This is a genomic window from Rhodococcus sp. RD6.2 (genome assembly GCF_001040705.1).
Taxonomy (GTDB): domain Bacteria; phylum Actinomycetota; class Actinomycetes; order Mycobacteriales; family Mycobacteriaceae; genus Rhodococcus_G.
In genome coordinates, this window is record NZ_CVQP01000007.1 from 91878 (window position 1) to 106502 (window position 14625).

A 14625-nucleotide genomic window follows, 5' to 3' on the forward strand; every position below is an offset into this window, starting at 1 on the left:
GGTCACTGGCCGAGGAGTCCGTCGGTGACGCCGCCGACGACACCTCCGACGAGTTGGCCGGTGCCGCCGAGCACACCTCCGACGAGTCCACCCGCGCCGTCGACCACGTTGCCGAGGCCCTCACCTGCGCCTGCGGCAGCGTCGCCGACACCCTGTCCGATTCCGGTGCCGCCGCCACTCGGAGCCGGAGCGGGTGGCGTGTAGGCGGGGGCGGGCGGAGGAGCCACCACCGGTGCCTGAGGCGTGTTCGCCTCGGGCGCAGCGGCAGGCGGGCTTGGGGGCCGAGCCCCGGTGGTCGCCGCCACCGTCGCGGCCCGCGCGGCGTCGGTCGTGGATGCCGCACGAGCGGACCCTGTCGCGCCGGTCGCCCGGCCCGTGGACGCCGCTTCGGTTGTCGACGGAGAACCGTTCGACGGGCTCGAGTCGACCGCGACCTGGGCCGTCGTCCCCGGCGTCGTCCCCGGCGTGGTCTCGGAGGTGGTGGTCGCGGCATCGGACTTCGATCCGGATGACGAGTCGAACACCCCGGTGCCCAACGACAGGCCGCCGGCCGCGAGCAGCACGATCGCGGCGGCGGCCGCGGAGACGAGCGCCGCCTTCTTCGGTGTCGTCAGACCGCCACCTCGGTGCACGGTCGGCGCGATCGTTGACGTGACCTCGGGCGCCGCCGGTGCCGCGGCGCCGAGGGCAGCGCCGAGTGCGGCGAACGCGGCCGTGTCCGTCTCGGCCGGTGTCGCGGGGAGGGGCACCGCCGACTCGGAGGCCAACAATGCGGCACCCGATGCCGCGGTCGCCGTCGGGTCCGCGTCAGCGACGACCGGCACACGCAGGGTCGACGACAGCAGTTCGGCAACAAGGGGAATCGACGAACTGCCGCCGACGAGAAGTATCGACCCGATGTCCGACATGTCGAGACCTGCGCCGCGGACCGCCTCGTGCACCAGGTTCACCGAGTCGGCGAGCGGTTCCCGGAGCAGGTCCTCGAGCTCCTCCCGGACCAACCGGACGTCGCAGCGGACCCCGGGCAGGTCGACCGTGAGGACCGTCGCCGTGTCCGACGACAGCGCCTCCTTCGCTGCACGGCACTGCATCCGTAGTTGCGTCAATGCGGCGGCCGCGCGGGGCTCGAACGGGTCGATGCCGTTCACCCCGTCCGGCAGGGCACCGAGGACGTGCTGCAGCGTCATGTGGTCGAACGCGGAACCCGAGTACTCCTCGGACCGCAGCGGCGCGCCGAGGATCTCCGGATCCTCCTGTGGGCGAACCACAGTCACGTCCAGCGAGCCCGCGCCGAGGTCGTACACCACGACCGGGGCGTCGTCCGTGTGGGACCGGGTGCGCTGCATCCACCGGACCGCGGCCTGCGGTTCGGTGACGAAAGCGACGTCGGGGAGGCCCGCGAGGTCCAGCGCGGCGGCCAGCACGTCCACCTGGTAGCCCGTCCAGACGGCCGGATGCGCCAGGGCGACGGCATCCGCCGGCGGAACCGAATCGGCCAGGCACCGCGCCGTCGCGGCGACGAGATCCTCGCCGGAATGAGTGCTGCCGTCGTCGGCGATCAATCCCACCGGATCGCCCACCCGGCCCGCATACCCCGCGATCACCACGGGTGGTGTCGCGCCGTCCGACACCAGCGACACTGTCGCCCCGTCGAGGGCGAGCGCCGTCGGGACCGTCACGATCTCCGCCCTGCCCGCCGCGGCGTCATCCGCGTCGAGCGCCGCCGTCGACTGCGCCGAGCCGATGGTCAGTCCGAGCCCTGTCGCCATGCTGATTCTCCCGTCTGCGAGGCGTCGACCCCGACGCATCGAACTGCGCGTCGAAAGGTCCACAACCCGTGTCGTGCGGTGGGCGTCAGCCCGGTGTCCCCGGGGCCGAGAAGGGGCCCCAGGGGGCGGCCCCAGGGACCGCGCTATTGCCATCAGTGTCGTCCTCGAAAGCGATTCCGTTACCGAATGCGAACCCATAACCGCAGTTGAGGGGCATTTCCCCCATATCGCCGGGATCCCCTATATCCCCTACCCCCGGGTCGGCCGATCCAATGGGGGAGTCGACCCCGTTGGGCGGGGCGTCACCGCTGCCTAGTTTCGAAGTGTCACTTTTCCTGTGGGCCACGCCGAGCCACACGACACGTCAGGAGTCCGACATGGCCACCAACGCGCTGCTCGATTTCATCCTCAGCCTGCTGCGCGACGACGAGGCGCGGGCCGCGTACTGCGCGAATCCCGACGCGGTTCTCGCGGCCGCCGGGCTCGGCGACGTCACGCACGCCGACATCACGGCCGTCGCCCCGCTCGTCGCCGAATCCGGACTGTTCGCGGGAGCGGGCACCGCACTGACCGGCATCCTCGGCGCGGGCGCCGAGGCGGGCGGAGCGCTCGGAGGCGCCGTCGGCGGCGGGCTCGGCGCCGGCCTCGGCGCGGGACTGGGCGGCGGTATCGGACTCGGCGCCGGGGCGGGCCTCGGGCTCGGTGCAGGAGGAGGCCTCGGCCTCGGTGCGGGAGGAGGCCTCGGCCTCGGCGGCTCCGCGGGCGGAAGTGTCGGAGGTGGCGTCGATCTCGGCGCCGACCTGGCGGCTGCCCTCGGTGCCGCCCTGCAGGTCGGTGGGCAGATCGGAGCCGATCTCGGTGCCGCACTCGGCGCGGCCCTCGACGCCGGAGCCGGTGTCGGTCTGGATCTCGGAGGCGTGGCCGACCTGGATCTCGGCGGAGCACTCGGCCTCGGCGGTGGACTCGATCTCGACGCCGCACTGGGCCTCGGCACGTCCGTCGCCGCCGCACTCGGTGGCGCGCTCGGAGTCGGAGGCGACCTCACCGCAGACCTCGGCGGGGCACTCGGTGGTGTGCTCGGCGCGGTCACCGGCCTCGACCTCGGCGGTGCCGCGGACATCGGTGGTGCACTCGACCTGAGCTCGGTGCTCGGTGCGGCATTCGGAGTCGGCGGCGACCTCGGCGCCGCACTCGGAACCAGCCTCGGCGGTGTCCTCGGCGGCGCACTGGGAGCAGGCGGGGACCTCGGCGGGGTGCTGGAAGCAGGAGGCGGCCTTGGCGGGGCGCTGGACCTGGGAGGTGCCCTGAGCTCGGTGCTCGGTGGATCCCTCGGTCTCGACTCCGCCCTCACGACGGACCTCGGCGCTGCTCTCGGCGGCGCACTAGAGGTGGGCGGGCTCACGGGTCTGGACCTGTCCGGGCTGGTCGGCGGTGCGCTCGGCGCAGGCGCCGAGGCCGGATCGGCTCTCGACGCCGGGCTCGGAGGGGTGCTCGGCGGCGGGATCGACGGTGTGCTCGGCGCGGATCTCGGTGCGGCGGTCGACGGTGTGCTCGGCGGCGGGATCGATGGTGCGCTCGGCGCGGACCTGGGTGCGGCAGTTGACGGTGTGCTCGGCGGCGGGGCAGCCGGTGATGTGGGCGCAAGCTTGGGCGGCCTGCTCGACGCGGGCGCCGGGCTGACCGGCGGACTCGGTGGCGCGCTGGGCGGCGTTGTCGATGCGGGAGGGGGAGCGGCAGCCGACCTGAACACCGCGCTGACCGGCGCCGCGAGTGGCGGCATCGAGACCGCTGCGGGTCTCGGGCAGGGCCTGGTCGCCGGTGTCGGCGGCGGGGTCGGAGGCGCCATCGACGCCGGTGCAGGACTCGGCGGCGACCTCGCGGGAACCGTCGATGCGGCGGCGGACGCGGGCGCGAGCCTCGGCGGAGCGGTCACCGGAGCGATCGACGCAGGCACCGCGATCACGTCGGGACTCGACGCGTCCGCGGCCGCAGGCGGCCACCTCGACACGGGCCTGGCCGGCGACCTGACCTCCGGGCTGCAGGGCGCCGCGTCCGGTGTCGGCAACGCATGGACCTCCCTGGACGCGTCGAGCGCGTTCGGTGCGGAGACGTCGGCGTCGACCGGGCTCGAGGCGGGCGTCACGTCCGGTTCGGACAGCCTGTTCTCGACGGGGGACAGCCTGTTCGGCCAGGCCGAGGCCGTCACCCACACCGATGTCGCCGACACCGCGATGCACGGCGAGTAGCACTCGGGTGTAACGAAACCGGCCCCGCACGCGGTGAGACACGTGCGGGGCCGGACCTCGCGGAAAGAACGGTGAGTCGGGTTCATGGACAACGCATCCGGTTCGGCGATGCCGACGAGTGCGACGCGAACGGCCGAGTTGACCGGTCTCGTCGACGAGGTCGCTGCTGTCGCCGCCGCTGCGGGGCGCACCGATCTGGTTGCCAGGCTGGAGGGTGCCCGCACGAGGCTCGTCGACCCGCGGATGCGCATCGTCGTGGTCGGCCCCCTCAAACAGGGCAAGAGTCAGTTGGTGAACTCGCTGCTGAACCTGAGCGTCTGTTCGGTCGGGGACGACGAGACCACCGCGATCGCGACCGTCGTGCACAACGCGGATGTCGCGTCCGCGGAACTCGTTCTGGCGGAACCGGGGCTGGACCCGGTGCGGGTTCCGATTCCTCTCACCGACCTCGCCGGACTCGACCCGTCGACTCCGGCGGCCGGTGGTCGCGAGGTGCTGCGAGTCGAGATCGGTGTCCCGAGCCCGCTGCTGGCGGACGGGCTGGTGTTCGTCGACACGCCGGGCGTCGGAGGTCACGGGAACCCGCATGCCGCCGCCACTCTCGGTCTGGTCACGTCGGCCGACGCCGTACTCGTGCTCTCCGATGCCAGTCAGGAGTTCACCGAACCCGAGGTCGCGTTCCTCCAGCAGGTCGTCGGACTGTGCCCCGCCGTGGCCTGCCTGATCAGCAAGACGGACCTGTACCCGCACTGGCGCGAGATCGTGGAGGCCGATCGCGGTCACCTCGTGCGGGCCGGTCTGCAACTGCCGTTGATCCCGATCTCGTCCGTGCTGCGGACACACGCACTGCGACTGCAGGATCGGGAACTCGACGTCGAGTCGGGCTTCGCGGCGCTCTACGACTTCCTCCGCGAGCAGGTGCGCGCCCGCACCGAGGAGACCATCAGGCAGTCCGTTGCACTCGATGTTCGTTCCGTTGCCGAACATCTCGCGCTGACGCTGGGAAGCGAGCTGGCGGCACTGCGTGATCCGGCGAAGGGTGCCGCCGCCGTCGCCGAACTGCAGAAGGCGAAGGCGGTTGCGGAGGATCTGCAGAAGAAGTCGTCGAAGTGGCAGCAGACGCTTGCCGACGGCATCGCCGACCTCGCCGCCGACATCGACCACGACCTGCGGGACCGCCTGCGGCGCGTCACCAGGGAAGCGGAGGAGACCGTCGACGAGGGCGATCCCGGCCGGGACTGGCCCGCACTCGGGGAGTGGCTCGAACAGCAGGTGGCGGTGTCGATCGGCGACAACTTCGTGTGGGCGCACGAGCGGTCGGTGTGGCTGGCGGAAGTGGTCGCGAGCAACTTCTCCGACTCGGGTGCGGTGGCGTTGCCGCACCTGCACGTCGCGGATCTCGACGGACTGCTCGATCCGGTGGCGTCCCTCGCCGACCTGGAGTCGGGACGAATCGGCATCACCCAGAAGGTTCTGGTCGGCATGCGCGGATCGTATGGTGGCGTGCTGATGTTCGGGCTGATCACCACGATGATGGGAATGGCGCTGGTCAATCCGATCTCGGTCAGCGCGGGACTGCTGCTCGGAACGAAGGCGTACCGGGAGGATCGGGAGTCCCGAATTCTCAAGCGCCGCAGCGAAGCCAAGGTCGCGATCCGGCGATTCGTCGACGACGTCAGTTTCCAGGCGGGCAAGGAGTCGAAGGATCGGCTGCGGATGATCCAGCGGATGCTGCGCGACCACTTCTCCGAGGTCGCGGAGCAGACGTTGCGCTCGCTCGCGGAATCCCTGCGCGCAGCCCAGGATGCGGCCCAGGTCGCCGCATCGGATCGCGCCCGCCGCGCCACCGAGATCGAGGAGCGGATGCGGGTTCTCGCGGCGGCGCGGGACGCTGCCGGAGCGTCGAGGTGACCGCCGCGGCGTTGGACTCGGCACGGACGCTGATCGGGTCGGCGCGGGAGGCGGTCGGTGCGCGGGCGCGGTCCGGGCTGGACGACTGTGCCCGACGGCTCGAGGAGCCGCTTCGTGTGGCGCTGGCGGGTTCACTCAAGGCGGGCAAGTCAACCCTCCTCAATTCCATTGTTGGGCAGGACATTGCACCGACAGATGCGACGGAGTGCACCCGGGTCGTCACCTGGTACCGCAGCGGCGCGACGCCCACCGTTACCGCCCGCTACGACGGCGACCGCACGGCCAACGTCCCGGTCCACCGTATCGGCGGCGCGCTCACCTTCGACCTCGGACAGTTGACCGCGGCCGACGTGGACCGGCTCGAAGTGGAATGGCCCGCCCGCGCACTGCGGCACACCACGATCATCGACACCCCGGGCACGTCGTCGCTGTCACGCGACGTCTCCGCCCGCACCCTGCGCATGCTCACCCCCGAGGACGCGACGTCGGGTGCGGACGCGGTGGTCTACCTGCTGCGCACCCTCAGCGCGTCCGACGTGGACTTCCTGGGTCGGATCGGCGCACACGTAGGCGGCGAATCCGGCCCGCTCGGGGTCGTCGGGGTGGTGTCGCGGGCCGACGAGGTCGGTGCGGGCCGCATCGACGCGATGTCGTCCGCGCGCGACGTGGCCGACCGGTTCGCCACCGAACTCGAACGCACCGGGCTCTGTCAGGCCGTGGTGCCCGTCGCGGGTCTCCTCGCACTCGGCGCACGCACACTCCGTCAGGCCGAATTCGAGGCGTTCCGTACCCTCGCCGACGTCCCGGCGGACGACCTGCAGGTGGCGATGCTCTCGGCGGACCGGTTCGCGCGCCCGGACTCTCCACTGCCGGTCGATGCCGAACTGCGTGCCCAGCTGGCACATCGCTTCGGGCTGTTCGGGATTCGACTCGCGGTGACGCTGATCAAACTCGGGACGCAGGATTCGCCGACGCTCGCCGCCGAACTCGTCGAGCGCAGTGGGCTCGACGAGCTGCAGCAGGTGATCGACGTCCAGTTCGGGCAGCGCGCAGATCAACTCAAGGCGCATTCGGCGTTGCTCGCCGTCGAACGAGTGCTCGCCCACGAGCCGGGAACGGACGCCGGACGGGTCCTGGGCGCCGTCAAGCAGGCGTTGTCGGACGGCCACGGGTTCCAGGAGATCCGGCTCCTCGGGCGACTGCGATCGACACCGGTGACGCTCGGCGACGACGACACCCGACTACTGCAGAGGCTCGTCGGCGGCAACGGTGTCGCGGCCACCCAGCGTCTCGGTCTCGCACCCGACGCCGGCCTCGCGCAGCAGCGGGACACCGCGCTCGGAGCGGTGCGCTTCTGGCGCACGCGTGCACAGCACCCGCTCGTCGACGGCTTCACGGCGCGGGCCTGCGCCGTCGCCGCCCGCAGCGCGGAGGGTGTGCTCGCGAACCTCGCCGCTCAGTGACGCGACCCACATCCGCTTGAGTTCGTACCGGCCGGTCTCCTAGGTTCGTTGTGCCTCCGTGCACTCGCGGAGCTTTCTTTGGGGGGATACATGATTCATCGTCGATTTGTCGTGCGCGCAGGTCGGATCGCCGTCGCCGCCGCACTTCCGGTTGCTGTCGCAGCCGCCGGGACCGGAGTCGCGTCTGCGGCGCCGGTCGTCGCAGAACCCGCGCCCGTCGCTCTGCCCGATCAGATGTTCGCGTTGCTCGGATCTGGCTCGGCGCAGGGGGATTCGGTGCCCGCGCTCGCGGACATCGCCCTTCCGGCCGCGCCGATCTCGGCGACGGTCGAGGATGCCGCGGTGGTCGGAGCGGTCGCAGGCGGGGTGCCCGCCGCGTTCATCGGCGGAGTCGGCGGCGCCGCGGCCGGTGCGGTCGTCGGCGCAGGCGCCGGATTCCTGGTCGGAATCGGCGCGACCGCAGCCGGAATCTTCACCGGCTCCATGATCGGATGCGCGACCACGGGCTGCACCATCAACGTGCCGGTGTTCGTGGCAGGCCTTGCGGCACAGGCGGTCACGGCCGGTCCCGCGATGGCGATCGGCGGCGTCCTCGGCGCCGGTGTCGGCGCAGCGCTCGGAGCGGCGGCGCTCGGCATCCCCGCAGCGGGTGCGGGCGCGGCGATCGGTGCCGGAGCCGTCAACGCGGGAATCCCGATCGACGTGCCACAGCTTCCGGCCGGACTTCCGCCGCTCCCGGCCGGGCTGCCGCAGCTCGGCTGATCACAGCGACCGGCCGCGTCGACACATCACCTCGGACCACGACCCGACTCGCGGGCCGTGGTCCGAGTGCGCTGTCACGCGAATGCCGGTGCGACGAACCGGCGAACCAGGTGCCGCTCGGCGTCCGCGTCGTCCAGCGGCCACGTCAGCAGGGCGAGGACGACCCGCACCGTCCACTGCGCCCTCTCGTCGGCCGGGCCGAGTCCGGTGAGCGTCGCGGACAGTGCGCCGAGGTGTGTCGACGTCGCGAGGTAGTCGTCGACGCTGCGGGTGCGGGGGCCGGCGAACCACGCGTTCAGGGCCGGGTCCGCGCGAATCGCCCGGACGGACGTGAGGATCGCCTCGACCACCCGGTCCGCGCCGTCGACGCCCTCGACGGCCGCGGCCACCCGGCGGGCGACGTCGGCGGCGGCCCGGGCGATGACCCCGTCGAGAATCGCCTGCCTGCCACCGAGGTGTCGGTACAGGGTCGCGCGTGAGCAGCCCGCACGCGCCACGACGGCGTCGACCGTGACGGCGTCGAATCCGTGCTCGGCCATGAGCGCCGCCGCCGCGGTGAGGATGCGGTCGGTCGCGGCGTCGTGGCGCGGTGTTCCGGTGAGCCAGTCGCTGCGATCGGTCATCGAATCTCCTGAAACTCGGTGGATGAACTTGTCTCAGTGTGAGACAGAACGGCCATCATCGTCTACCTCTGGTTGGGGGCCGACCTGCGGCGCTCCGGAACGTCGTGAGACGGCGGAGAATCCTTCCTGGACTGGGGGTTCTCACTTTCCCGCGACCCCTTGACGCTCCCGATCCGATCTTGCGACGGTGACCCGGACACGGCGCGACGGAAGGACTCGATGATGACGAAGGCACCGGTGCAGGACCTGTTCGATCCGGAGGTGCAGCGCGACCCGTACCCGCTGTACGGATGGCTGCGCGAGCAGGCGCCGGTGTACCGGGTGCCCGGAACGGACGTGCATCTGGTGGCCACGGCGGAGCTGGTCGCGCAGGCCTGCGCCCGCACCGACGATTTCTCGTCCCACCTGACCGGGACCCTCGTGCACGGTCCGACGGGCCCGTCGACCTTCGACATGACCGGTGGTGGCCACGCGATCCAGGTGCTCGCGACCGCCGACGATCCCGACCACGCCGCGCACCGGAGGCTGGTACTTCCGGCATTGGTGGCCAAGCGGATTCGCGCACTCGAACCCCACGTCGGTGCGCTCGCGGAGACACTGTGGAACGAGGGCCTGGACGGCCGCCGCATCGACTGGGTGTCCGCCGTCGCCGACCGGCTTCCGCTCACGATGGTGGCGCGGCTGATCGGATTGCCGGACGACGACGTGCCGCAACTGCTGTCCTGGTCCTACGACAGCACGGAGATGCTCGGTGGTGTGGTCACCGAGACGGAGTTGCCCGCGCTGACGACGTCGGCGGCCCGGCTCGCCGGCCACCTGTACTCGGCGTTCCAGCGGGCTCAGGGCGATCCGCGCGACGACCTGCTCGGCGACCTGGCACGTGCCTGCGCCTCAGGGGCAGTGACCGCGGACGAGGCCGTCCTCATCCTCGTGCAGCTCGTCGGTGCCGGAGGCGAGTCGACCGCCGGGCTGATCGGGTCGGCGGCCCGGCTGCTGGCGGATCGGCCGGAGCTGCAGGCGATGCTGCGCGCGGACGCGACGCTGATCGCGCCGTTCCTCGACGAGGCGTTGCGCTTCGAGTCGCCGTTCCGCGGTCACCACCGCCACGTCACCCGGGACACGACGCTCGGCGGCGTCGCGCTCCCCGAGGGCAGTCACCTGACGCTGCTGTGGGGGTCGGCGAACCGGGACCCCGCGGTGTTCGACGCGCCGGACGAGTTCCGACTGCACCGTCCGAACCTCAAGTCGCACCTTGCGTTCGGTAAGGGGGCGCACTTCTGTGTCGGCGCGGCACTGGCCCGGATGGAGGCGCAGGTCGCCGTGCGTCTGCTGCTGGATCGCAGTGATCGCATCGAGCCGGTGGACGCCGAGTGGGCGGCGAGCCTGTTCGTGCGCAGGCACTCCACGCTGATCCTGGCGGTGTGATCGGCGGAGTCGTCGTGACGGACATCACATCGATTCGGCTGCGGCGATCGGGGAACAAATCCCGGGACGGTCCCGTTGAGAACATCGACAGCCTTGAGTGTGGTCGACTCAAGTTTGGTTTGACTCCGAGTGGAGTCGAGTGCAAACTTGAGCGCGTGCCACTCACTTAGGGTGAGGAAGCTGACGAAGACCCGGGCCGAACAGACCACAACCGGTTCGGCCGGGCGCAACACGTAGGAGGAAACACCATGGCTCGTGCGGTCGGAATCGACCTCGGGACCACCAACTCGGTCGTTGCCGTCCTGGAGGGCGGCGAGCCGGTAGTGGTGGCCAACTCCGAGGGCGCGCGCACCACCCCGTCGGTCGTCGCCTTCGCCAAGAACGGCGAGGTGCTGGTCGGCCAGCCCGCGAAGAACCAGGCGGTCACCAACGTCGACCGCACCATCCGCTCCGTCAAGCGCCACATCGGCACCGACTGGACCGTGGACATCGACGGCAAGAAGTACACCTCGCAGGAGATCAGCGCTCGCACGCTGATGAAGCTCAAGCGCGACGCCGAGGCCTACCTCGGTGAGGAGATCACCGACGCGGTTATCACCGTCCCCGCCTACTTCGAGGACGCGCAGCGCCAGGCCACCAAGGAAGCCGGCCAGATCGCCGGCCTCAACGTCCTGCGCATCGTCAACGAGCCCACCGCGGCCGCGCTGGCGTACGGCCTCGACAAGGGCGAGAAGGAACAGACCATCCTGGTCTTCGACCTCGGTGGCGGCACCTTCGACGTGTCCCTGCTCGAGATCGGCGACGGCGTCGTCGAGGTCCGCGCGACCTCCGGTGACAACCACCTCGGTGGCGACGACTGGGACGAGCGCATCGTCAACTGGCTCGTCGACAAGTTCAAGGCGTCCTCGGGCATCGACCTGACCAAGGACAAGATGGCCCTGCAGCGTCTGCGCGAGGCCGCGGAGAAGGCGAAGATCGAGCTGTCGTCCTCGCAGTCGACGTCGATCAACCTGCCCTACATCACCGTCGACGCGGACAAGAACCCGCTGTTCCTCGACGAGCAGCTCACCCGCGCCGAGTTCCAGAAGATCACCTCCGATCTGCTGGACCGCACCCGCGCGCCGTTCCAGTCGGTCATCAAGGACGCAGGCATCTCCGTCGGCGAGATCGACAGCGTCGTGCTCGTCGGTGGCTCCACCCGTATGCCCGCCGTCTCCGACCTGGTGCGCGAGCTGACCGGTGGCCGTGAGCCCAACAAGGGCGTGAACCCGGACGAGGTCGTCGCCGTCGGCGCCGCCCTGCAGGCCGGCGTCCTCAAGGGCGAGGTCAAGGACGTGCTGCTCCTCGACGTCACCCCGCTGTCCCTGGGCATCGAGACCAAGGGTGGCGTGATGACCAAGCTCATCGAGCGCAACACCACCATCCCGACCAAGCGGTCCGAGACCTTCACCACGGCCGACGACAACCAGCCGTCCGTGCAGATCCAGGTCTTCCAGGGTGAGCGCGAGATCGCCTCGCACAACAAGCTCCTGGGCTCCTTCGAGCTCGCGGGCATCCCGCCGGCCCCGCGCGGCGTGCCGCAGATCGAGGTCACCTTCGACATCGACGCCAACGGCATCGTGCACGTGACCGCGAAGGACAAGGGCACCGGCAAGGAGAACACGATCAAGATCCAGGACGGCTCCGGCCTGTCCAAGGAAGAGATCGACCGGATGGTCAAGGACGCCGAGGCGCACGCCGAGGAGGACAAGGCCCGCCGCGAGGAGGCCGAGGTCCGCAACCAGGCCGAGTCGCTGGTGCACCAGACCGAGAAGTTCATCAAGGAGAACGAGGACAAGGTCCCGGCCGACGTCAAGGAGAAGGTCGAGGCTGCGATCGCCGAGGCCAACACCGCACTCGCCGGTAGCGACATCGCCGCCGTCAAGTCCGCGGTCGAGAAGCTCGCCACCGAATCCCAGTCGCTGGGTGAGGCGATCTACGCCGCGCAGGCTGCCGAGTCCGCCGGTGACGCTCCGGGCCAGGCGCAGGACGGCGATGTCGTCGACGCCGAGGTCGTGGACGAGCCCACCGATCAGGACAAGAAGTGAGCGCCGAGAACCCCGACCGCGAACCGGCCGACGCGCCCGCCGCTGACGCCGACACCACCCCGGCCGCCGCTGATGCGGCGGCCGGGCCCGCGGCCGAGATCGAGGTGGACGAACTCGCCAAGGCCATCGTGGAACGAGACCAGGCCGTCAAGGATCTGGGCTACGCGAAGGCCGACCACGCGAACGATCTGCGCAAGTTCAAGATCCGGCAGGCCGAAGCGGTCGAGAACACCACCGCCTCCATCGTCACCAAGTTCCTCGACGTGGCAGACGACCTCGACCGGGCACGCGCCCACGGCGACCTCGAGAGCGGTCCGCTGAAGGCGCTGTCGGACAAGCTGATCGGAGTGCTCGAAGGTATCGGGCTGGTCGGGTTCGGTGAGGAGGGCGACGCCTTCGCCCCGGATTTGCACGAAGCCGTGCAGATGGAGGGCGACGGCCACAACCCGGTGCTCGGGACGGTGCTGCGCAAGGGCTACAAGCTCGGCGACCGCGTGCTTCGGCACGCGATGGTGACCGTCACCGACGGCGAGCCTGCCGCAGACGAGCCCGCCGAGTAAGTACACAGAAAACAGCGAGAGGAGGAGACGCCCGGTGAGCCAGCGGGAGTGGATCGAGAAGGACTTCTACAAGGATCTGGGCGTCTCCCCCGACGCCTCGGACAAGGACATCAAGGCGGCGTTCAAGAAGCTGTCGCGGGAACTGCATCCCGATGCCAACCCAGGTGACGAGGCAGCCGCCGAACGCTACAAGGCCGTCACCGAGGCGAAGTCGGTGCTGACCGATCCCGCCAAGAAGAAGGAATACGACGAGACGCGGAAGATGTTCGCGTCCGGCGGATTCGGACGTGGTGGCTACGCCCCGAGCGGCGGGTACTCCACGACCAGCGGGGGCGGGTTCGGCGGTGCCGAGTTCAACATCGGCGACCTGTTCGGCGGTGGCGCCACCAACGACAGCGGACTCGGCGACATCTTCGGCGGTCTGTTCGGCGGGGGGCGGGGCGGCCGCACCGCGACCGCGTCACGCCCGAAGCGAGGCGCCGACGTCGAAGCCGAGATCACCCTTCCGTTCCGCGACGCCGCGGCGGGCACCACGGTGCCGCTGCGGCTGACCAGCCCGGCCGCCTGCACCACCTGCCACGGAAGCGGTGCCAAGCCCGGCACCAGCCCGCGGGTGTGCCCGCACTGCAACGGATCCGGCATCGTCAGCCGCAACCAGGGCGCGTTCGGGTTCAGTGAACCGTGCGACGACTGCCGCGGCACCGGATCGATCATCGACGACCCCTGCACCGACTGTCATGGCACCGGCGTCCAGAACCGCACCCGCACTATCACCGTTCGCATCCCGTCCGGTGTCGCCGACGGGCAGAAGATCCGCCTCGCCGGACAGGGCGAAGCCGGACTGCGCGGGGCACCGTCGGGCGACCTGTACGTCGTCGTGCACGTCACCGCGGACAAGGTGTTCGGCCGCAACGGCGACGACCTCACCGTGATCGTGCCCGTCAGCTACGGCGAACTCGTCCTCGGCACCACCATCTCCGTCCCGACGCTCGAAGGTCGGGTCGGCGTCAAGGTGCCCGCGGGCACCGCCGACGGCCGCATTCTGCGAGTCCGTGGCCGCGGCGTTCCCAAGCGATCGGGTGGCGCGGGCGATCTGCTCGTCACCGTCAAGGTCGCGGTGCCCACGCACCTCGACGACACCGCCACCGAGGCGCTGACCACCTATCTGGAGGCGGAGAAGGCCAGCGGATTCGATCCGCGTGCAGGGTGGGCGGGCGCATGACGCCCCGCCCCGAACACGACACCGGGACCACGCGGAGGTGAGTGATGGCCGAAAAGCAGGGCAAGGACGGACCCCTCGATCCGGACGCACAGGTCTTCGTGATCTCGGTGGCCGCCGAACTCGCCGGGATGCACGCGCAGACGCTGCGTAACTACGACCGCCTCGGTCTCGTCATCCCGCAACGCACCACCGGGGGCGGCAGGCGCTACTCGCCCCGCGACGTCGCGCTGCTCCGCGAGGTGCAGCGTCTGTCTCAGGACGAGGGCGTCAACCTCGCGGGCATCAAACGCATCATCGAGCTCACGAACCAGGTCGAGGCGTTGCAGGCCCGCGTCACCGAGATGGCAGCGGAGATCTCCCGACTCGCCGCCGGTTACCGCCGCGAACTGGCTCCCGCCCCACGTAATTCGATCGTGGTGTGGAAACCCCGGCACGAGCGCTGACCCACCCGCGGGGCCCGCGACAACGCGATGTGGGTCACACATCACACGGGTCGCACAGCTTCACACCCGCCCCTCGAGTCGCCTAGACTCTCTGAAACCCGCGGCGACCGCCGA

The 14625-nt window shown here is 70.6% G+C and carries 11 protein-coding genes; 9 read left to right on the plus strand and 2 right to left on the minus strand.

The window, feature by feature from the left end; translation table 11 throughout:
• Positions 1–2: 2 nt before the first annotated feature.
• Positions 3–1769: an Hsp70 family protein gene (locus RHCRD62_RS26610; protein WP_050065369.1), complete on the minus strand. Its 1767-nt coding sequence runs from the start codon at positions 1767–1769 to the stop codon at positions 3–5.
• Positions 1770–2146: 377 nt separating this feature from the next.
• Here RHCRD62_RS26610 and RHCRD62_RS14110 point away from each other — a divergent pair, with 377 nt between their 5' ends.
• The 4 genes from RHCRD62_RS14110 to RHCRD62_RS14125 all read left to right on the plus strand — a co-directional run bounded on the left by RHCRD62_RS14110 (position 2147) and on the right by RHCRD62_RS14125 (position 8151).
• Positions 2147–4015, plus strand: coding sequence for an IniB N-terminal domain-containing protein (locus RHCRD62_RS14110; RefSeq protein WP_050065370.1), 1869 nt, complete (start codon positions 2147–2149; stop codon positions 4013–4015).
• 108 nt (positions 4016–4123) lie between these two features.
• Positions 4124–5926 (plus strand): dynamin family protein, encoded by a 1803-nt coding sequence (locus RHCRD62_RS14115; RefSeq protein ID WP_157050958.1) that lies wholly within the window; start codon positions 4124–4126, stop codon positions 5924–5926.
• Entirely contained in the window at positions 5923–7389 is a 1467-nt protein-coding gene (locus RHCRD62_RS14120; protein WP_050065372.1) for a dynamin family protein, read from the plus strand. Before RHCRD62_RS14115 ends, RHCRD62_RS14120 begins: the two co-directional genes overlap by 4 nt.
• A gap of 111 nt (positions 7390–7500) precedes the next feature.
• Positions 7501–8151 (plus strand): hypothetical protein, encoded by a 651-nt coding sequence (locus RHCRD62_RS14125; protein WP_050065373.1) that lies wholly within the window; start codon positions 7501–7503, stop codon positions 8149–8151.
• A gap of 74 nt (positions 8152–8225) precedes the next feature.
• On the opposite strand, the gene RHCRD62_RS14130 is transcribed toward RHCRD62_RS14125, so the two are convergent.
• Positions 8226–8774, minus strand: a complete 549-nt coding sequence (locus RHCRD62_RS14130; protein ID WP_050065374.1) for a TetR/AcrR family transcriptional regulator — start codon at positions 8772–8774, stop codon at positions 8226–8228.
• Between the two features lie 222 nt (positions 8775–8996).
• Between RHCRD62_RS14130 and RHCRD62_RS14135 the strand changes: the two genes are divergently transcribed.
• The 5 genes from RHCRD62_RS14135 to RHCRD62_RS14155 all read left to right on the plus strand — a co-directional run bounded on the left by RHCRD62_RS14135 (position 8997) and on the right by RHCRD62_RS14155 (position 14511).
• Positions 8997–10199, plus strand: a complete 1203-nt coding sequence (locus RHCRD62_RS14135) for a cytochrome P450 (protein WP_050065375.1) — start codon at positions 8997–8999, stop codon at positions 10197–10199.
• 248 nt (positions 10200–10447) lie between these two features.
• Positions 10448–12286, plus strand: coding sequence for a molecular chaperone DnaK (gene dnaK / locus RHCRD62_RS14140; protein ID WP_050065376.1), 1839 nt, complete (start codon positions 10448–10450; stop codon positions 12284–12286).
• The gene (grpE, locus tag RHCRD62_RS14145) at positions 12283–12846 is read left to right on the plus strand and encodes a nucleotide exchange factor GrpE (protein ID WP_050065377.1); all 564 of its coding nucleotides are present in this window, start codon (positions 12283–12285) and stop codon (positions 12844–12846) included. The genes dnaK and grpE overlap by 4 nt, the downstream gene beginning before the upstream one ends.
• Before the next feature lie 34 nt (positions 12847–12880).
• Positions 12881–14068, plus strand: coding sequence for a molecular chaperone DnaJ (gene dnaJ, locus RHCRD62_RS14150; RefSeq protein ID WP_050065378.1), 1188 nt, complete (start codon positions 12881–12883; stop codon positions 14066–14068).
• Between the two features lie 44 nt (positions 14069–14112).
• Positions 14113–14511 carry a heat shock protein transcriptional repressor HspR gene (locus tag RHCRD62_RS14155; RefSeq protein WP_050065379.1) on the plus strand — a complete coding sequence of 133 codons (399 nt, stop codon included), beginning with the start codon at positions 14113–14115 and terminating at the stop codon, positions 14509–14511.
• Positions 14512–14625 lie beyond the last annotated feature (114 nt).

Coding starts and splice junctions, on each gene's coding strand:
- RHCRD62_RS14135 (WP_050065375.1), top strand. CDS start 8,997: ATGACGAAGGCACCGGTGCAGGACCTGTTCGATCCGGAGGTGCAGCGC.
- RHCRD62_RS26610 (WP_050065369.1), bottom strand. CDS start 1,769: ATGGCGACAGGGCTCGGACTGACCATCGGCTCGGCGCAGTCGACGGCG.
- RHCRD62_RS14115 (WP_157050958.1), top strand. CDS start 4,124: ATGCCGACGAGTGCGACGCGAACGGCCGAGTTGACCGGTCTCGTCGAC.
- RHCRD62_RS14110 (WP_050065370.1), top strand. CDS start 2,147: ATGGCCACCAACGCGCTGCTCGATTTCATCCTCAGCCTGCTGCGCGAC.
- RHCRD62_RS14130 (WP_050065374.1), bottom strand. CDS start 8,774: ATGACCGATCGCAGCGACTGGCTCACCGGAACACCGCGCCACGACGCC.
- dnaK (WP_050065376.1), top strand. CDS start 10,448: ATGGCTCGTGCGGTCGGAATCGACCTCGGGACCACCAACTCGGTCGTT.
- RHCRD62_RS14155 (WP_050065379.1), top strand. CDS start 14,113: ATGGCCGAAAAGCAGGGCAAGGACGGACCCCTCGATCCGGACGCACAG.